The sequence below is a fragment of the Sediminicola luteus genome (genome assembly GCF_040566555.1).
In the GTDB taxonomy this organism is placed as follows: Bacteria; Bacteroidota; Bacteroidia; order Flavobacteriales; family Flavobacteriaceae; genus Sediminicola.
The window spans coordinates 1-22,030 of the sequence record NZ_JBEWYP010000013.1 but is presented as its reverse complement, the minus strand read 5'-3'; the positions used below and the strand labels follow the sequence as shown (position 1 = coordinate 22,030).

The 22,030-nt window shown below is 41.4% G+C and carries 8 protein-coding genes; all 8 read right to left on the bottom strand.

What is annotated here, in order from left to right:
• Positions 1–3,799, bottom strand: a 3,799-nt coding sequence (locus tag ABXZ32_RS15730) for a beta strand repeat-containing protein (RefSeq protein ID WP_408017382.1), incomplete at its 3' end; no start/stop codon positions are given.
• Positions 3,800–4,412: 613 nt separating this feature from the next.
• Positions 4,413–7,829 (bottom strand): FG-GAP-like repeat-containing protein, encoded by a 3,417-nt coding sequence (locus tag ABXZ32_RS15725; protein ID WP_354619637.1) that lies wholly within the window; start codon positions 7,827–7,829, stop codon positions 4,413–4,415.
• Positions 7,830–8,191: 362 nt separating this feature from the next.
• A complete protein-coding gene (locus tag ABXZ32_RS15720; protein WP_354619636.1) occupies positions 8,192–11,941 on the bottom strand; it encodes a beta strand repeat-containing protein in 3,750 nt (1,249 codons plus the stop codon).
• 207 nt (positions 11,942–12,148) lie between these two features.
• Complete coding sequence (locus tag ABXZ32_RS15715) at positions 12,149–14,215, bottom strand: hypothetical protein (RefSeq protein WP_354619635.1); 2,067 nt, start codon at positions 14,213–14,215, stop codon at positions 12,149–12,151.
• Between the two features lie 436 nt (positions 14,216–14,651).
• Positions 14,652–16,307 carry an immunoglobulin domain-containing protein gene (locus ABXZ32_RS15710; RefSeq protein ID WP_354619634.1) on the bottom strand — a complete coding sequence of 552 codons (1,656 nt, stop codon included), beginning with the start codon at positions 16,305–16,307 and terminating at the stop codon, positions 14,652–14,654.
• A 326-nt stretch (positions 16,308–16,633) separates the two neighbouring features.
• Entirely contained in the window at positions 16,634–18,571 is a 1,938-nt protein-coding gene (locus ABXZ32_RS15705; protein WP_354619633.1) for an OmpA family protein, read from the bottom strand.
• Positions 18,572–18,581: 10 nt separating this feature from the next.
• Positions 18,582–19,535: a PorP/SprF family type IX secretion system membrane protein gene (locus tag ABXZ32_RS15700; RefSeq protein WP_354619632.1), complete on the bottom strand. Its 954-nt coding sequence runs from the start codon at positions 19,533–19,535 to the stop codon at positions 18,582–18,584.
• A 15-nt stretch (positions 19,536–19,550) separates the two neighbouring features.
• Positions 19,551–22,030, bottom strand: a 2,480-nt coding sequence (locus ABXZ32_RS15695; protein WP_354619631.1) for a T9SS type B sorting domain-containing protein, incomplete at its 5' end; no start/stop codon positions are given.

Genomic DNA, 22,030 nt, shown 5'->3' with positions numbered 1-22,030 from the left:
CAACAGTCACCGCTACTCCAAAGTCGTCCGTAATCGTATATGTTCCATCTGCGTTATCGACCACACTGGCGATCTTAGCATCGAACGTAGTTACAGTACCATTTTCAGATGTATAAGTAAAAGTTCCATTAAGGTTATCCGTTAGTGTTGTAACCGATTCATTAATATCTGAACTGGCACCAGCTGCATTGGTAATAGTTGCAATTCTATTTCCAGCAATAAGATTGGAAATGGCAACACCATTAGTGTTTATTGTTACGTCACTACCGTCATTATTGGTAAAAGTATAGGTACCATCAGCATTATCCGTGATATCAGCCTTACTTACCGTTTGAGGTGTACCGTCTTCATTGGTATAGGTTATTGTACCGTCGAGGTTATCCACAAGATTGGTAACAGTCTCAGCTACGGTTACGGAAGCCACATTTAAAAATAAGCCACCATCAGAACCAACTATTATATCATTATTAACATCGGTACTTAGCAATACTATAGTCTGATTTGCACCAAGTTCATCGGTATAAGTGATGGTTCCATCACCATTGTTAAGAATTGTAGTTAATGTTTCTAAGTTTTTTACGTCAATGATAGTAGAAATACCCGCTTCATCCGTGTATGTAAAAGTACTTCCTGGATTGGCAACCATTGTGGTCACAGTTTCCAGATTATCTACTAATGCAGATAGATCAATTTGAGTTAGTACACCATCTTCATCCGTATAATCTATGTTCACATTATCGGCGTTCAGTGCGATACTGGTCAAGGTCTCCAGGTTGGTGATATCGATGATGGTATCCACACCGTCCTCATCACTATATGTAAAAGTACCGTTGGCGTTGGCCACTATGGTGGTCACCGTTTCAAGGTTGTCCACGATAGCGGATAGGTTCAATTGTGTCACCACTCCGTCCTCATCCGTATAATCAATGTTCGTGTTATCGGCATTAAGCGCGATACTGGTCAAGGTCTCCAGGTTGGTGATATCAATAATAGTATCAACCCCGTCCTCATCACTATATGTAAAAGTACCGTTGGCGTTGGCCACAATGGTGGTCACCGTCTCAAGGTTGTCCACGATAGCGGAAAGGTTCAGCTGGGTAACGACCCCGTCCTCGTCCGTATAATCTATGTTCGTGTTATCGGCGTTCAGCGCGATAGTGGTCAAGGTCTCCAGGTTGGTGATATCTATAATGGTATCAACTCCGTCCTCATCACTATATGTAAAAGTACCGTTGGCATTGGCCACAATGGTGGTCACCGTCTCCAGGTTATCCACAATGGCGGAAAGGTTCAGCTGGGTAACGACCCCGTCCTCGTCCGTATAATCTATGTTGGTGTTATCGGCGTTCAGCGCGATACTGGTCAAGGTCTCCAAATTGGTGATATCGATGATGGTATCCACCCCGTCCTCGTCCGTGTAGGTAAAGGTCCCGTTGGCGTTGGCCACAATGGTGGTCACCGTCTCCAGGTTGTCAACGATGGCGGATAGGTTCAACTGTGTCACCACTCCGTCCTCGTCCGTATAATCTATGTTCGTGTTATCGGCGTTAAGCGCGATAGTGGTCAAGGTCTCTAGATTGGTGATATCGATGATCGTATCCACCCCGTCCTCGTCCGTGTAGGTAAAGGTCCCGTTGGCATTGGCCACTATGGTGGTCACCGTTTCAAGGTTGTCCACAATGGCGGATAGGTTCAACTGGGTAACAACCCCGTCCTCGTCCGTATAATCGATGTTCGTATTATCGGCGTTCAGCGCGATTGTGGTCAAGGTCTCCAGGTTGGCGATATCGATGATCGTATCCACCCCGTCCTCGTCCGTGTAGGTAAAGCTCCCGTTGGCGTTGGCCACAATGGTGGTCACCGTTTCAAGGTTGTCAACGATAGCGGAAAGGTTCAGCTGGGTAACAACCCCGTCCTCGTCCGTATAGTCGATGTTAGTGTTATCGGCGTTCAGCGCGATAGTGGTCAAGGTCTCCAAGTTGGTGATATCAATAATGGTATCAACTCCGTCCTCATCACTATATGTAAAAGTACCGTTGGCATTGGCCACAATGGTGGTCACCGTTTCCAAGTTGTCAACGATAGCGGATAGGTTCAACTGGGTAACAACCCCGTCCTCGTCCGTGTAATCTATGTTCGTGTTATCGGCGTTCAGTGCGATACTGGTCAAGGTCTCCAGGTTGGTGATATCGATGATCGTATCAACCCCGTCCTCATCACTATATGTAAAGGTACCGTTGGCATTGGCCACAATAGTGGTCACCGTTTCCAGGTTGTCAACGATGGCCGATAGGTTCAACTGGGTAACGACCCCGTCCTCGTCCGTATAATCTATGTTGGTATCATCAGCGTTCAGCGCGATACTGGTCAAGGTCTCCAAATTGGTGATATCGATGATCGTATCAACCCCGTCCTCATCACTATATGTAAAGGTCCCGTTGGCATTGGCCACAATGGTGGTCACCGTTTCCAGGTTGTCAACGATAGCGGATAGGTTCAACTGTGTAACAACTCCGTCCTCGTCCGTATAATCTATGTTCGTGTTATCGGCGTTCAGCGCGATACTGGTCAAGGTCTCCAGGTTGGTGATATCTATAATGGTATCAACTCCGTCCTCATCACTATATGTAAAAGTACCGTTGGCATTGGCCACAATGGTGGTCACCGTTTCCAAGTTGTCAACGATAGCGGATAGGTTCAACTGGGTAACAACCCCGTCCTCGTCCGTGTAATCTATGTTCGTGTTATCGGCGTTCAGTGCGATACTGGTCAAGGTCTCCAGGTTGGTGATATCGATGATCGTATCAACCCCGTCCTCATCACTATATGTAAAGGTACCGTTGGCATTGGCCACAATAGTGGTCACCGTTTCCAGGTTGTCAACGATGGCCGATAGGTTCAACTGGGTAACGACCCCGTCCTCGTCCGTATAATCAATGTTCGTGTTATCGGCGTTCAGCGCGATACTGGTCAAGGTCTCCAGGTTGGTGATATCTATAATGGTATCAACTCCGTCCTCATCACTATATGTAAAAGTACCGTTGGCATTGGCCACAATGGTGGTCACCGTCTCCAGGTTGTCAACGATGGCAGAAAGGTTCAACTGTGTCACCACTCCGTCCTCGTCCGTATAATCTATGTTCGTATTATCGGCGTTAAGCGCGATAGCCGTTAACGTTTCAAAATCTCTTATATCTATTAAAGTAGTACTTCCATCTTCTGAAGTATAGGTAAACGTACTGTCTCCATTATTAATTAAGGTAGAAACAGATGTATCTGATATAGTTACTGTAGTACCATCTGCTTTTGTAAAGGTATAGGTACCGTCCGTGTTGTCAATTAAATTTACAGTATTGGCCGCATTGCTGATTTCGTCTATGGCCAATTGCACCGTTCCAGCCGACAAGCCCGATGTTGAATTATCATAGATTACTTCAGACGCTGTCTGATCATCCGTTCCAATATTATTTAAACTGCTTAAATCCACACTTAAGCTACCACCGTTCTCCAAAACCAGAGTTAACTGATTTGATCCCGCGTTGAAGCTAAAATTCTGTAGTTGCTGATTATCCGAAGAAGTCAGTTCCCAAGAATTACCATCCCAAAAATAAATGGTTCCTGTATTGGTGTTCACATAGATATCTCCAATATCCGCACCTGTTGGAGCAGCAGCCCCTGGAGCGGTAACTGCGGTACCACTTAGTACCTCGCAATTACATTGATCTTGAAGAGTCACCGTAGTTTGCGAAAATGCAACTCCGGATATCAAGAAAATGAATAATAAAATCTTTTTACTCATGGTTGTCGGTTTACTGTAAATATTTTTATGCTTTCGGTCTTTTGAATACCTCATCATAAAGTTGGTTTTTCAAATATCATCTGACAGGGAAAGAATTCTTAAAAAAATCTTCAATGCCAAAGTGATATTATTACACGCTACAAAATTAGCAGGAAGCTAGGGCCAGGAAAATAAATGTTGTGTAAGTACCAATTAGTAATGTATACCATCGATAAAGTGTAGTTTCAAAACTTTATTTTTAATATTTTTCTGATGTCTTTAGTCGATTACGACAGTAATATCAAGACTTTACGAACGACATATCATCGTGATAACCTATCCTTTTATCCAAAGGAAATGTTGCCAAATCGACATCTTTTTAACCCAAAATCAGATCCTAATTTGGCGTTTTTTGGCACTCTTTTTTAGCCTTAAAATTGACTGGATTTTAAAAAATATTTGAGGAGTCAAAAATTATATTATTTGATCATTTACAATTTATACCAATACTGGAAAATCGAATTAAATGATCCTGTTATGAGAATAAAAAGTTTGATTTTGTATTTGAAAATTGAATTCGTGATGAAATCAAAGAAATAATTGTAGTGTATTTGTACTATAAGAATAGTGGCTATTAGTTCTTCTCTACCCTGTAAGTAATGCGTCTATTACTTATGACAGAACCTACTCTTATAGTCAAGATCATATCACTGGACGTAAGGGTGCTGCAGATATACATGCTATTGGATAAGATTACCCTATACTGGTTGCCGTCATCTGCATTGGTTGGATTGGTAATGGTGAGTTCATCGGTATTGGATCCACTATGAATCCCAGAATCTACAACATCTACCCAAGTAGCACCATTATATTGTTGCCATTGAAATGTATCTGCATCAGAAGCTGTCACTAAAATTGATGTAGTACAACCTGGACAAACCTCAGTATCAGAAGGTTGAATTGATATTGCAGACGCACTATCTGCCTCCCTGAAATCATAAATACTATTGCCATCAATATCTGTAGGTACTGGATATGCTGCCCCGGTCACTCTTCCGTTGGTATCCGTTGCTGGAGGGTTACCAGAACCAAAATATTCGTTATCCCCTCCATCTGCATTTGGATCATTATAAGCTTCGTTGGCATCACTACAACCATCGTCATCACTATCGGTATCCAAATAATCAGGGGGACTTGAGCCCTCTACATCACTAATAGTATAATTGATAGTACCACTTTCAGGAGTAGTTTCAATTAGATCTGCCAACCCATTCAAGCCATATGTACCATTGACAACACCGTTGGTATGGGCCCGATTATGGCCTGCTTCCACTGCATCAAAAATACCGTCATTATCACTATCTAGATCCATATGATTGGCAATCCCATCCGAATCGTTGTCTGTACCATAAGTAACAGGGCTCACGAAATTAGTAATACAGTTAAATTCAATACTATGCTGTCTCCCAGTTGCTGAGGCCCCAGCAACACGTGCAACGGCACCAACCCTTAAAGACATCTCGGATTTGGAATTGTAATTAACGGAAAGATTTACTTCTGGGTCTATATTACTGGAACCGGGATGATCTATATTTCCCGCCGTAGCAATCACCCAAGATCCTTCATGTGTAATGGTCAGTTCGGTAGGATTGTCCACAGTATATGTTGAAGGATTATCCACCCAGTTTTCTTCTCCGTAACTGGCGCCACCATCAATATCATTAAAATTCATAAAGAATTTAGGGATTACAACAGGCGTTGCCCCCCCAGAAGTAACAAATTGAATTTTATACTCAACATAAGCCCTATCCCCTATATTTGGAAGATTAAATCCAGTTTGTGGTTTAAAATTTGGAGCATCCGACCCATTGTTATCCACATTAAACACTGTTGCATTAAAAACTTGAGTGATCGTCACCAAGGCATCCGTGCCAGTTGTCACATTTGCAATCCTGTAGACAGCTCCCTGCTGTTTATCTACGCCCGACTCCAAGGATGCTGCCGAGCTGAAATCCATAGTAGTTTCTCCCCCGCATGCCGGTTGATTGTAATTTGCTATGGTATCCAGTTCATCAGTATCTGGAATACCATCATTGTCATCATCCAAATCTGTATTATCGGGAATCGAATCATTGTCTGAATCGGCGTAAATAGTAATATAAATGGTTGCCGTACTTTCCTCGGCTGTAAAAGTACAATTTGCATTATCGCGTATGGTATAATTAAACTGGTCCCCGCCCGCAAAACCCGGATTGGGCGTGTAGGTCACCGTACCATCACCATTAAGAATAGCTGTTCCATTAGTAGCTCCCGTAAGGGAAATCACTTCCAAAGGTTCCCCCTCTGGATCCGAATCTGCACCACCACCATTATCAACTAGTGGATTAAACGTAACAGGGCTATCTTGGGTAGTTGTTATATAATCATTTAAGGCTATTGGCGGAAGATTGGCAGAATCTGGAAAAACATCCACCAGATTTATACTACCATTATAATAATCGATGGGTCTTAATTGTTTCCTTACAACTACCCTACCCGCAGCGGTTCTTGGAAACGCAACCTCAACAACAATTGGAACCAGTGGACCACTTGGCAAGCCAAAATGGATGAGACCTGGTTGTTGTGTTCCATGGCCATAACCTCCATTTACCTCTCTAGTTCCAGAAATTACATTGCCATCGCAATCCAAAATCTTTGAAGTTGCACCTACACCAAAACGTTTTTCTGTATTGATAAGTCCAAATTCATCCCGGTCTTCTATAATATTGATATATAAATGGTTGGGCCGGTCTAAAATTCCTAAATTATTTATATAAAGCACATTAGCTCTATCATCCCTATTCATATAGAGGTCCAAATCCCCATCTTGGTCTATGTCAATGAAGGTACAACCCTCTCCTCTATTGCTAAAAGTAAGTCCGGAATCTATAAAATTCATGGCACCACCACCATCATTGATTTGATTGAGATAAAGCGTACTAAGATCTCCACCCCCGCCTTTACCATTGGCTAGAAAAATATCTATATCTCCGTCATTATCTACATCCCCACAGGCCAATCCTTCAATTTCTCCATTGAGCGGAGTTGTCGGAATACCTGTACTAGCCCCTAAAGGCGTCCAAGTACCATCACCATTGTTTCTATGTATCTGATTGCTACCATTTTCTGTCCAGAAGAGATCAAAATCCCCATCGTTATCAAAGTCATAAAAAGCTACCGATCCTTTATTACCATTATCGGCTTGATCGATATCGACTCCATCTTGGAAGGTACCCCCAAGGTTTGTAAATAAATCTACCTGGTCTCTTTTTCTAACAACTATATCTACCCACCCATCATCATTAAAATCCGTTGCTGAACCATAATCTCCATCTGTAGCATCTTGAACAAGACCTAGGGGCCATGTATTGGGATCCGCCACATTATATGGAGGATTTGGGCTATCTGTTTTTTTGGTTACATGGGTAAAAAATCCATTGCCGTCATTTTGAAGGATATCAATTCCGAAATTATGATTGTCTAAAAAAAGATCCAGGTCCCCATCACCATCGTAATCCAAAGCCCCGGCACCTTCCGTATTCATTCCATCGGTCATGGAGGTAAATTGTTGATTAGGGGCCGTCCCTCCCAAACCATTACCAAATTTATTCGTTAATGGATCTTGCAAGTAAATGCGAACATCATTATGCTTGTTCCTAAATATATCTGGGTAACCATCATTATTAAAATCTACAAAGAGGGCTGTCCTCTCAAGACTCCCCGCCATAAAGTCGGGAGCCAAAGTTGCAGTCTGGTCGGAAAAGCTCCCACCATCATTTCGCATTAGATAGCCACGGCCATTGGTATTGATCACCAAGTCGAAGTCCCCATCCAGATCATAATCTGCCCAAGCATGTCCCCCGTCCTTCTTACCTCCAATATTTAATCCGTATAATGCTGCACTTTCTGTGAAAGTAGTTTGGGCAGAAGTTCCAAACACTGATAGAAGAAATACTGCCAACAATATTTTGGAGGCATTATTAGAGATTATCAAGAAGCTATTGTTCCTCATAATATGCTGATGATAAATCAATTGCAAAATCCAACAATACAATCGATTTATTTTCACATTATAAAAATAGCCCCATGGTCATTCGATTTCTAATAAATGTTGTGTATGCCCCTTCAGGTAGTGTTTATTCCTATATTCCTGAGGTTTAGAATTATGAAAAATAGTGTATTACAACGATTTTTTGAAAGTAATCTATTGTAATTCAATGTTTTAATTAACCAAAATAATCACTTATTTTTATAGATGAAGACCAAATAAACTACAATATAACACCGTCATAATGCGCTACAATTAAACTGAATTTTAATATTACGCACCTAGTTTTTCTAAAGATTTAATTTCTAAAGAGTAATAATGGATAATCAACTCTTATTCACCCTATAGGTTATTCTTCTATTGGTGATGATGGTACTCACCTTAATTGTTGACAAAGGTGAAAATTCTGAGGTGCTATTGGCAATTGTAGAAGTAGCGGTAATCTTTTGTCCCACCATAGCCCCAAAAGGGAGTGGTATTGAAAATTTAAAATTATTGGTGTTGTCAATATTTCCATCGACATCAGAATAGTTGGACACTCCGGTGTCCAGATCCCCAGCAGACCCTTCAATTATAGTGGCTAAATAAGTTTGCCCTTCCCCATAATCGGAACTATACCCTAACTGATTTGCTCCTGGAAGCGCAGTTCCCAGAGAAACGTCTGATATGAACAGTTCTATTATAGCTCCTGGGCGGGCCCACCCCTGAACAATAAGATTGGCTCCATTAGTGGATATCGTTTTAAAAATAGGAAAGTTGTTCAGGTTATTTGGACCACTGTCCCCATCACCATTATCATTTAAGGTAACACCATCCCCTGTTTTTTTGGATTTATCCAAATCTATACCCAAGGAAGGAGCCCTTAGACCATTGTTGTACATTGAATTTTGTGTAATCCAGATACCGGTCACATTTTCCGCAACCACAACGCCCTCTCCTCTATTTCCATGTATAATGTTCTTGGAGACCTCTGCGGTAGCCGCCTTTAAACGAATACCCGCATCATCAAAAATTCCTCCACCACAGGCTACGGGACTGATTCCGTTCCCGGTTATTGTATTATCAGTAATAACTAGGCCACCAGAATAATTAGCTCCTTCAATACCAATTCCAGCCGCATCATTGATGAGGTTATTTCTAATAATTATACCAGATCCATTATCGATCAAAATATTATCCATACAGGTAGTCCCAGCACCATTTTGAAAGATATGGTTGTACTCTAGAATGGAATTGGAACCCCCATTGATACGAACCCCAGCTACATCAGAGCCATGGAAAAAGTTTCGGGCAATTCTTGCCGTACCACCACGTACTTCGGTACCGTATTGGATCGCCCCTGATTTTATGCCGAGGGCATTGACTCCTATAATGTTTTCAAAAATATAGGTAAGACCGGCATTCACCCGAATACCAGCTTTATCATTGGAATAAACGGCAATATTTCTTATCGAAACGTTGTTGCCTTGGGTAGTAAAAACGTCCCCTCCATTTCGATGGACTTGTATTTCGGGACGGTTAAAATTAAAGAGTGATGTTCCAGTTACCCCCACAGGTGTTCCCCCAGCTCCCAAAGTGCTTGGATTGGTATTTCCTGAATAGGCAGTTTGGGTCCTCCCATCTATTATAGTATTCGCCGCGGTCATTGTAGCCAATTGTTGGGCATCGGTAATAAAAATATCAAAATAACCACTAGAATATGTGGTACTCGCCGTCCTTCCCAAGGCATCTCCTGTTGGCGGTATCATAAATATAGAAGTGTCCTCTCCCGCTGCTGGATCAAAAATACTATTAGCCGCAATGTCCAACCCTGTCTCATCCAAATTGTTGGCATTTACAATAAACTGATTCAGCGAACCCTGCCCGACTTGATTTGTATTAACAATAGTATTGAAATTATATCCAAAATCGATGCCCACTATGCCGTTGGACAAAACTAGGACCGAAGAGACGCTCTGGGCCCCAGCTAAGGTGTTGTTCCCAGGATCCTGTCCGGCGGGGTTTGCACCCCCAACTTCATTAGGTACATTGACAAATCCTCCTGCATTATAAAACCTTCTAAAGGTCTGAATAGGGAGACATGTGGAACAAGCAGCTCCACCACCCCGTGTAGATTTAACGGATGAGTTCACTACCCTTGCCCTATATGTGCCATTGGCCATACCCCCTACCACATATTTCCCATCGGTTCCCGTGGTTGTCGTACGATATAAACTTCCAGAAGAATCAAAAAGTTCCACTCGAGCCCCAACTACAGGTTTTCCCGAGGATACTACTGCATTTCTACCTGCACCGCCAGGGTAATTTACATCTTCGTACACTAAACCGGTAATCAAATTGGAAGGCACTTTTAACAAAACTGAATTAACGATTACAAAATCTTGGCCCGACTGTACTGTAGTGGTAACAGAGGATTCCCCTGGCTGAACTACAGAGGATATGTCATACGTATCCAAATCCAGCCCATGGGAGGTGGTTATATTGATATTAGGGGTAACCGTATTATCAAAAATGGTTGAGTTAAATGGGTTATTTACGGTAATCCCATTATTATCCCCGTCTCCAGATAGCGTAATCCCCAGTCCTAAACCTGAAGCAACCGATAGGCGTTCATTGTTGGCCAAAGTCTGATCCCCTTCCCAAGAAACAACTGTAGTTTTGGAACCACTGGCACCGATGGCGAAAAATCCTGAAAGGGTGTAACTGGAAGAGGAATTACTCTCCCCACTAAATCCTTGGTAGAGGTTAATGGTTACCGCTGGCAATGTTGGTAACTCATAAAACACCATTAATGTCCAACCTCCCATAACAGTTTGTGAAGAACAAAACGTGCTAGAGGTGTCTATTGTCAGATCTGTGAAGTCAAAGACATTTGAAGAAATATTAGGAATACCTTTCACAATGTTTGTTACATCACTCAGATAACCGTAAAACTGCCTGTTGGTCAACGTGGAGCCATAAATCACATCAGCCATAACGGTTTGCCCTTCAAAGGTGACCATATCATCAATGACAAAACTTGAATGAGCCCAAGATAAATAAGCCCTCTCTATTGTTGCTCCGGCATTTACCGGGGATAGCAATGTATTTGAAGAAGTAGTGGTAATAGAACAGGCATTGACCCCGTTCGTTTGAGTTCTTAAAGATCCACCGGTGGTTGTATAATCATAGTAACCACTAAATTCTTTATATAATGCCAATGGCACATTATTGGTCACTGGAGGGTCGGTATCTGTTATATTTCCCTCCCCTACGGCATCTAAAAGAACGACACCATTGGTTGGATTGGAAAGCAGGATAAAAAAGTTTTCAGTATTCTCTCCATAAGAATTGTCTCTAATAGGCACGGTAATAGTCCTTGTTTCCCCACTTACTCCTGAAAAATTCAGCGTACCATTAACAGGGGTATAATCAGATCCTGCCACAGCAATCCCATCCGAACTTGTATAATTAACATTAAATCCTCCAGCCACATTTTGCTGTAAGGTTACTGTAAAAATGGCATTCCCTGCTTCCTCGGCCACCGTAACATCATTTATGGTTAAGTATGGTCCATAAGCCGCAGTGAACAAAAGATTATCTAAATTAATGATATCTCCGGCATCCCAGTTTCCACTGCCAGTAATAAACTGAATGGCAGAGTTTACTGAAATTAGTGCTGCCGGTAATGTATACGTAAAAGTTCCGGTCCTATCCGTATTTATGCTTCCAACCGTGACAAATGTAGAGGTTGTATTGTTCCATAACTGTACCAAAAGGTCTTCGCCCCCTCTAGAAGTTGCATCATAATCAAAGGATAGGATGACGCCCGTGGCCCCCGTTAAATTTAAATTTCTTCTAATTGTACGAGTATCTATTCTATTAAAACGCAATTGATTTGATGTAATAAGCAAGCGGCCCGTTGCCGGATTTCCATCATCTCCTGTTTCGATCCAGTTGGATGAAAAACTGGAAGTTCCGTTATTGTTGGAATAAGAAACGGTATTGAAATTATCTAAAAAGGTCTGCTGTCCAAAAGATTGGAAAAAGCTGAAGAACACTATAAAAAGAATAGGCATTCTTTTTTGAAGGAACATCCCTGTTTTCATTATGTAGTAGTGATCCTAGGAGATCAACGTACCAAATGTAAACATAGATTTGACACGTGATTTAAGAATGTTGTATGCTGAATCAAAATAGAGGTATAATACCAATTATTCGAAGTGACTTTAATTCGACCGACCTATTTAAGTGATTTTTGAATCAATTATAAGACAATTGTAAATTATTTAAAAGCCCTTGATTTAGTTCTTTTTCACCCTATGCGTAATCCTCCTATTTGAAATAACCCCATTTACTTGCACTGTAAGAGTGGCATGGGAAGAAGTTTCAGAGCTGGGGCAGGCTGGAGAGGTATTGGATGCAATGACCCTGTATTGAAAACCAGAGAAATCAATATCCATGTTGGAAACGGTCAACGATGAAGTGGTGACCCCCGAATAATTCACGCCATTTGTCAAATCAGTAAATGTTACCCCATTATCATCACTTACCTGCCATTGATAGGCATTGGCACTGGATGCTGAAACAGTTAAAATAGCCGAATCCCCGGCAAAAACATTAGTATCTATAGGTTGAGAATCAATGGAAACAAAGCCACCTACACTTAACACTGCCGAATCTGATAAAACAGGCGGACACGTATTTATTGAGGTTGAAGATTTCAGCCTATATAAATACCCATCTAGAGTTGTGTTTGTAGGATTCACCGTAAGGGTTGAAGTCGTTGATCCAGAGTACAATCCCCCATTGGCAAGATCATTAAATGTTGTACCATTATCCGTACTCATCTGCCACTGAAATGTGTCTGCATTTGCCGTGCCTACATTGAATTGTGCCAAATCCCCATCACAAACCACCTGATCAGTGGGTTGAAATGTTATCGATACCGCCAAATCTTCTTGTGCCGTAATTGTTGTTGCATTGGAAGGATCGGGCGTACATCCTGGCAAAGGTGCGATGTTTAATGTATAATCCCCTGGCGTATCAATATCCACAGAGGTTAGATATACTCCGGATTTTGAAGTCGTACCATCGGGAAATGTTACTCCCGGGGTATCCGAAGTCCAATAATATTCAGCGCTTACGGAATCGAAATTTGCCTCAAGGGTCAATGTTTCATTTGGGATACATCCACTAAATGTTCCAGGATCCTTTATACTGGTATCCAGTTGTCCATCCGATGCTCCGCCCAAAAAGTCATAAGGCCCGGCAAAATCGGACAAGGAGGAAGTAAATGATGCAGAAGACCTGGTTTTGACCAAAACAGAACTAAATGGGGAGTCACATGCAGCGCCCGGGCCAAACAAGCTTCTTGGATCAAAGCCTATTCCTGTAAAGTTCACCCCTATTTCCGCAAAGGCTTCGGGTTCGTAATTTACTGCCGGGGTAAGCCCCGTAGCATACGTACCCCAAGGGGGTCCGGTTGTAGCTGTGGTATTTACCTTACTAAAGGTATTTCCCGCAAAATTAATACTGGCATAACCATAGACCGAACCATTGGTGGCCCCATCTATGGACGTATAATTAAAACCTCTATTAAACGTATAGTCAACTTTAGAAACCCAAACGCGAACTTCAATACCGGAAACACCAGACCCTGAAAAGGCGAAACCAATAACTACATCACCTACCTGAGTAACGTTCCCAAAAGCATCAAACTGCCAAGCCGTGTGTCCTTCATTTGGTCCTACATTAGTAAAACTGTTTCCGGTCAAAAACAATTCCTGAACGTATAATTCAAAATCTATGAAACGTGCCCCATTCGCCTTTAGAGTAGAAACTCCAAGATTCACCCAAAGGTCATCCCCAGTATCCACCCCATCTCTACGCATATGCACATAACTATCAATAATATCCACATTTGAGGTCAAGGAGGACTCTCCAACATTCCACTGGGTATTAGGGTTTTGTGCATTTTTAGAACCGTTTCCAAAAGTAGTCTTATCCTTATTGCCGTTTCCTTGACTGAGATAATCGTGGCCAAATCTCGCTGCGTACCAAATATAGCCATTGGGGGAGGAGAAATTATCTACACTCATTCTAGTATCGAAGGGTAAATTTTGGGATGAATTTATAATACCTTGAAAGGTTCCCAATTGAGATTCATCTATTACACCAAAACCAGAGCTTCCAAGGAACCAGTCATCTGTATTGGCATTTGTAGTCCCAGAAATAATATCGGCCTCCAGCCCAAAATTTGCGCCAACTCCAGGATTTTGCTGGGCATTGACAAAGGAGCCCAAAACTAAGAGGACCAGTAACAGTATGTTTTGGTTAAAAAACTTGATATGTGATTGCTTTAAGGTCATCTATTTGTTTACCCTTCAAAAGTAAGGGTATCGGACGTACATGCCCAATAAATGTTGTGTAGGGTGGTTTCATCAGGCTTAACAAGGTGTTTTTTGAGGTTGATGGACAATAATATATCTTATTTTAACAGTTACACCTTCTTAAAACCTTTGTAATAAACAATTTACATCTCGCGATCTTTATATTTTCCATTATATCGGAATTACGAGAATTACGGATCTGAAAAAAATGCGCACTATTATTAAAGAAAATTATTTTTACCAGAATAATTCTATTAGCTCATACCTAAATTAGATTGGAGGAAATTTTAAAGAAGTTAAATAAATGGAATGTTAATAGGTGGTTTAGCAATTAAACATCACATTTCAAGTTGATTCGGTATAATGTTGAACCCACTCCATCCAGTTGACTGTATGGCAGAAAAATGTAGTTTGTTTAACTCTTTTTTACCCTATGTGTAATTCTCCTAGTAGTTATAACTGTTTTCACCTTAATAGTCAATAAGGCTGAAGCGGAAATTGTAGGTGGGCAACTCGACCCTGCTTTCGAAGCCAAGACTCGATACCTATAACCGTTTTTATTTACTTCTGCCGTCTTAACAGTAAGAGCCGTAGACTGTGTTCCTGCATATTCCGCCCCATTTACAATGTTATTAAAAACCGTTCCCCCATCTGTACTCACCTGCCATTGATAGGTATCGGCATTCGTGGTTGTGACTGTAAATATTGCATTACCACCAGTGAAAATCGATTGGTTTGGCCCAATAGATGCAGTAGACGGAGAATTCTGGGTGACGGTAATAGCCGTCCTTGCGCCACTAAGGCAGTTGGTTGTGGTATTCCTTGCTTCTGCATAATAAGTTCCTGGACCAGCAGGGGTGTAAGTTGTATTGCCCATTAATAATAATGTTCCTCCACTAGCTGAATTATACCAGTCCACCGTTTCACCCAATCCTACTGTTGCTGTAATGCTCGGTACCGGATCTCCTGCACAAAAAGACCTATTACCTCCGCTAGTAGGGGCGTTTACCACAGGACAGGAGCAATTTGGTGCGGTAACAGGAAGTTGATTGGTACAGCCATTGGCATCGGTAACCGTAACGACTATGTTAGTGCCATCTGGGATATTAGAAATTGCCCATCTATTACCAGAAGGGTTTGTGACGGTCCCTGCAGTACTCGTAACACTACCAGTACTGACTGTTACCTCCATTCTGTAAGTCGTAGGTGCAAATAAAGCAAAAACACATGTAGGTGCACTGCTCACCGATATTGTAGGCTTGGGAAGAATAGTTAGGGTGACAGCAGTCCTAAATAAGCTTCTCCGATTGGAATCTGTATTGTCTACACTTTCTCCGTAATACGTAACATTTCCAACCGTATTAAGTGTTGGAGAAACTGGAGTACCACCACTAGAAGCTGTAAACCATTCTACATACGCTCCAGAAGGAGGTGTTGCAGAAGCTGTCAGGGTTTGAATAGGGTCATTTTCGCAATCGGTAATATCACCATTGCTTGTAGGAGGAGGAAGTGCCGATTCAATATCATCAAAAGAATAATCGACTCCCCCATTTCCATTACAGTTTGAAAATTTTTCAGATCCTATAAAAATGTTTTGGGAGGCATTACAATTTTTATCTGTTCTAATCTGCCCACCATTATTGTATATTTGAGAACCTTCAGGTAAATACAAATCCGCATTTTTAATCCATGATAGAATACCATCGGTCTCCACCGATACTTGCATTATGTTAACTTGAAAACTCCCATTATCTGGTAATGAAAGATTATCGTTTGCACCAGATCGATCTCCAATAATTAGCTTATTTATGGTATAAGAAGTAATATTTACATTCAAGGTTACTGTATTACCACTACCAATAGTTACAGTGCCTACATTACTGTTTTGGCCGGGATAAGTAGTGGCATTCACCCATGTGGTTCCATTATATATTTGCCAGGTACTAGAGTTACTCCAAAGTCCTGTGGCTTTGGATTTATAATCACCGGTTACCTGACCCAATAAAGGAAGACCAAATAGGATAAGGAAAACTATTAAAACAAACTGTTTTAATTTATGGGTTAAAGACATATTTAAAAATATACTAAATAAATAATCTTGATAATAATCAAACCTATTTTGAATCTATTATCAAGAGGTGAATATATTTATTTAACCAAGCATAAAAAATATAATGTTGTAAATCTATCTGTAACCGTTGTTAATTGCCACTTCAACCTAGTTTAAAAAAAGTGAGCAACCTAAAGTGGCACTTACACTGCCTACCCTTATCCCTAAAAAAAAATCGATCCCATTCCAATACATATTTTTAAGGGAGTACATTTGAAATTGAGCTAAAAAAAATGCAGTTGTTTTCACAACTGCATTTCAATTTAAAATAGTATTAAAAAGATGTGTTATTCCAATATGATAAATTCTGATCTACGGTTTAACTGGTGTTCTTCAGAAGAACATTTTACCCCATTGCCACAACTGTTTACCAATCTGGTTTCCCCATAGCCTTCACCGTTCAACCTATCCTTGGAGATACCTTGGGAAACCATATAGTTAACCGTGGCTTCTGCCCTTCTTTGTGATAGCCATAGGTTGTAGGCATCCGGTCCTCTACTATCCGTATGTGAATTCACCTGGATCTTTAAACTTGGATACTTTTCCATTGCGGCAACTACTTTTTGAATCTCAATCTCCGCATCCTTACGGATATTGTACTTATTCAAGTCAAAATAAATCGTACTCAATTGTAATAACTTAGCCAAATCGTCCCCAAAACCAGCGGTTATAGTTTCACGCTCTAGATAAAAATCAATAATCTTAGGCTTTCCATCTGAAATACCCAAATATTCTTCAGCAGGGGTATATCCTTCCGTCGAGGCCCTAACAAAATTGCCTTGGTTACAATCCACTGTCAGGCTATAGTCCCCATTGGAATTGGTAATCGTATTGGATATTTCTACATTATCCTCATTGATCACCATTACTGTGGCACCAACCAATACCTCATTGGATATTTTGTCCCTTACCGTTCCAGTGATCTGTTGTATACATTCCAGCACCAAAGGTTCAATTTCCTTAAAGGCATATATATCATCTTCGCCCATCCCACCTTCGCGGTTGGATGCAAAATAACCTTCTCTGGTCTCTTCGTTAAAAATGTACGTAAAATCATCGAGATTGCTATTCACGGGTTCCCCAACGTTGGCAATTTTTCCAGAAAGATCGCCAAAAGCTATTTTCGTTGCAAAAATGTCCAATCCCCCTAATCCTGGATGTCCATCTGAGGAGAAGTACAAAATCTCTTTATCGCTCACAAAAGGAAAAGTTTCCCTAGCTTCCGTATTTATGGTATTCCCTAAATTTTCAGGGGAGCTAAACGTACCATCTTGATTGATGGTCACCTTGAATAGATCGGATTCCCCTAGGGTTCCGGGCATATCGGAAGCAAAATACAATGTCCTATCATCTGGACTTAACGCCGGATGTGCCACAGAATAGGAATCACTGTTAAACGGCAGCTCCTCTACCTCTGTCCAAATACCATTGGCTAATTTAGCCCTATATATTTTTAATCTTATGATTCCCTTCTTCCCCTTCTCACTTTTAGTGTCCAAGAGGTTATTTCTAGTGAAATAGATTACCTCTCCGTTTTTGGTTGTAGCTGAGGTGGACTCATGAAGTCTAGTATTGATGTTTTCACCCAATTTAACCACCAAATTATTGGAAACACTATCCACATTTACCTTGTAAAGATCCAAAAAGTCCTTGGAGGTCCATGTGTGTCTGTATCTGGCCAAATTACCAGTGTCCCTGTCGGAGGAAAAAATTAATCCCTGCTTGTAATAAGAAGGTGCAAAATCACCATAAGGGGAATTATAGGCAAAAGTCTTCAATTCGTATCTGCCGGAATTGGCTTTAATCTCTTCCAGATAATTTCGCTCACTTCTATAGGCCATCGCCCTTTCATCACCAGATGTCATTTGTGTAAATTTTGACATTACAGCGTCCGATTCTGAGTAATTGCCCAAGGACTTTAGTACTTGTGCATAACGGAAATAATATTCAGGAGCCAGATCTGTCGGATACTCGTCCACTAACCTTTTGTAAACTTTTGCAGCTTCTGCATAATCTGCCTTAAAATAATAGGCATTCCCTAATTTCTTAAGCATGTCCGAGGTTACAAATCCCTTTTCCAAAACTTTTTTATAGATATCTATAGCCGGACTAAAAGAGTATTCTTCATACTTTTGGTTCGCCTTCTCTATTAGTCGCTCCTGCGCAACCAATGTCCCTGACCCTATAAAAGTTAAGACAATTACTAAAAGTATTCTTTTTATCATTTTATAATTTTTAGAAGAAACGAGGAGAAACCAAGCGTCTGTAGGATTTTACCAATTCGAATCTTAAAAACACCTCAAAAGATCCATCATTAAATTGGGTTCCTCCCAGATCGGTTGTCTCCCGATCATAGGCCAGACCAACCATAAACTGATCCGTTATTTGAAATCCTGCCAGAGCACTAACTGCCGCATCCCAACGATAGGCCGCTCCAAAAGTAAATTTCTCATTGAACATAAAGTTGGCAGAGAGGTCTACTTGTAAGGGAGCACCGCTAACAACTTTGGTCAATAAAGCCGGTTTAAATTTTAGTACAGGGTTTACATCAAATACATAACCCGTGATCAAATAAAAATTGATTCTTTCTTTGGAGAGGAAGTTGGTGCTATTGGCGTCGTTATTGGAATTGTCAAAATGCTTTGTTTCCAAAACATTGGGTGCTGAAAGTCCAAGATAAAACACGTTCGTATGATAGTATGCTCCAAATCCAAAGTTGGGTGAAAACTTATTATCAATATTATTCCCGTCTGTTGCTTCGGCATCGAAATTACGCAACCCATTGAAATCCAGGTTTAGCAAGTTACCTCCGGCTTTTAATCCGAATGATAACTTCGCATCACGTGCAACTTCTATGGTATATGATACCACGGCATCAAAGTATGTTTCTTGAACAACGCCATCTCCAATCTCATCATTGACTATGGAGAAGCCATAACCCACCCTACTGTTTTGGATAGGCGAATGTATGTTCAGGGTTTGTGTGGTGGGTGAACCTTCCAAACCTACCCATTGCGACCTATAAAGTCCCGCAATACTCAATTGCCCTCGTGAGCCGGCATAGGCAGGGTTTACACTGAGGGTGTTGAACATATATTGGGTGTATTGGGCATCTTGCTGCCCATGTACGATCTCAACAATGGCAAATAATAGCACTAATGGTATAAAATACTTTTTGCTCTTGATCATAACCTATTAGGTATATTATTGACTGATATATATGTAACCACTTTCTGAAATATTTTCTTGTTCAAAGGTATATTCAAATATATAAAAATATACTCCAGCTGGTAGGTAATCCCCAGCACCAATGGTTGACCTTACTTTAGATTTGCCATCGAACACATTATTCTGGTTGTTATAACCTCTTCCTTCGTAAACGGCTTTACCCCATCTATTGAATATTTTAATAGAGTTATTAAGAGCCAGATCCACATTTCTGATGAATAAAAAGTCGTTTTTACCATCACTATTTGGAGTCACCAATTGGTTTACTTCAATAGGTCCTCTCGATAAGATGCCTATGGATACCGTTACAATTGCGGTGTCACAATTATCAGGATTAGCCTTTTCACAAATGGTATATTCAATGGTATACGTACCTGAAGACACTTTATCATCAATTACACTTACGGTCCCGTTTTCATTTACCCTTAATACATTCGTAGGTGTAGATGTAATTGTCACATCATCCAAATCGACTGGTTCTCCATCAAGAGTATCATTTAACAATACATTACTACCCTCTATTAACCCTCCTTCTCTACCGATAACAAAATCAATAGAATAATTATCATCTACTGCATCTATGGTCATTACACCAGCTTCAATAACAATTGTTACCGTTGCTGAGGCACAAACATCTGGATCAGGATCAGTATTACAAACTTCATAAATGACTGTTACACTCATATCTGTTTCAGAACCATCAGGAATATAGGATAATTCCCCTGTTTCTGCATTAAAGGATACAGTTCCTGTGGCATCGCCTCCAATTCTAGTAATGGAAGTTGTCCCGAGGTTGTTCGAGTCATTATTTGGCAGATAATCATCGTTCTCCAAAATATTTATGATCACTTCTGTTTCTGGCATAGTCGTTCCTGAATCATCTACAGCAGTTGCCACAAGAGGATTTGGATCTGTGCCATTTGGATTTCCATCACTATCACAATCCAGATTATTCCATTCGCTCGTAGGGTCCAAAGTTTGACTACTTAATAGTAGGTCACAAGGATCTAATGGATCGGTTGCATCTATAACTTCATCACTATTGGTAACTCCATCGCCATCACAGTCGAGATTTTCCCACTCTTCAGATGTCAACACAGTCTGACTAGCTAAAACAAAATCACAGGAATCCAGTGGATCCGTGCCATCTGTTAATTCATCACCATTAGTCACTCCATCTCCATCACAGTCCAAAAGTAGGTAATCCCCACCTTGGGCAAGAGTAATGCTTTCTGTATTGTAATCACAACCATCCAGAGGATCAGTACCATCGGTTACTTCATCACCGTTGGTTACCCCATCGCCGTCACAATCAAGAGCAATCCATTCATCTGAAGGGGTTACTGTTTGACTGGCCAATATAAAATCACAAGGATCTGTTGGATCTGTCCCATCTGTATTTTCATCTGTATCTGTTACTCCATCACCATCCGTATCCAAGGGGGTATTGGGATCAAGGTAATCTGGGGTTCCGTCACCGTCCGTATCGTCATTGGTGGGATCGCCATCATTATTGGCATCCTCGTCCGGGGTATCAATATTATCACCATCATCGTCCAGGTCCCTGTAGTTTACGTCACCATCTGTGCTGGCATCGCCGTCCGTATCGGGAAGGTCGTTCGCCGGATCATCGATCTCGTCGTTCACATCGAAGCCGTCGTTCACGTCACTGCCCTCATAACCATCGTCAAGACCGTCACCGTCCGTATCAATACCCGTAAAGGTCTGGTCTGGGATACCGTCAAAATTGAAGTCGTTCCCCTCATTGTTGTCAGGAACAAGGTCATTGTCACTGTCCAGGTCAAGGTGGTCAGGGGTGCCGTCGCCGTCCGTATCCACGGGCGTCAAGCCTTCGTTTCCTGCCCCTTCATAAGCGTTGTCCAGGCCATCGTTATCGTCATCCAAGCCGGTCGGGGCCACATAACCGGAAGTGGTCTGTGCCTCAACGTTGTCCGGGATACCGTCGTTGTCACTGTCTATATCTATCCTATCAGGAATACCATCATTGTCGCTGTCCCTATCTACGGGATTTTGATCGAGATCGTCAGATTCATCAATATCCAGGATACCATCGTTATCATCATCTATATCTGTAGAATCTGGAACACCGTCACCATCTGTATCCAAGGGGGTATTGGGATCAAGGTAATCTGGGGTACCGTCACTGTCCGTATCGTCATTGGTGGGATCGCCATCATTATTGGCATCCTCGTCCGGGGTATCAATATTATCACCATCATCGTCCAGGTCCCTGTAGTTTACGTCACCATCTGTGCTGGCATCGCCGTCCGTATCGGGAAGGTCGTTCGCCGGATCATCGATCTCGTCGTTCACATCGAAGCCGTCGTTCACGTCACTGCCCTCATAACCATCGTCAAGACCGTCACCGTCCGTATCAATACCCGTAAAGGTCTGGTCTGGGATCCCGTCAAAATTGAAGTCGTTCCCCTCGTTGT

Coding starts and splice junctions, on each gene's coding strand:
- ABXZ32_RS15705 (WP_354619633.1), bottom strand. CDS start 18,571: ATGATAAAAAGAATACTTTTAGTAATTGTCTTAACTTTTATAGGGTCA.
- ABXZ32_RS15725 (WP_354619637.1), bottom strand. CDS start 7,829: ATGAGGAACAATAGCTTCTTGATAATCTCTAATAATGCCTCCAAAATA.
- ABXZ32_RS15700 (WP_354619632.1), bottom strand. CDS start 19,535: ATGATCAAGAGCAAAAAGTATTTTATACCATTAGTGCTATTATTTGCC.
- ABXZ32_RS15715 (WP_354619635.1), bottom strand. CDS start 14,215: ATGACCTTAAAGCAATCACATATCAAGTTTTTTAACCAAAACATACTG.
- ABXZ32_RS15720 (WP_354619636.1), bottom strand. CDS start 11,941: ATGTTCCTTCAAAAAAGAATGCCTATTCTTTTTATAGTGTTCTTCAGC.
- ABXZ32_RS15710 (WP_354619634.1), bottom strand. CDS start 16,307: ATGTCTTTAACCCATAAATTAAAACAGTTTGTTTTAATAGTTTTCCTT.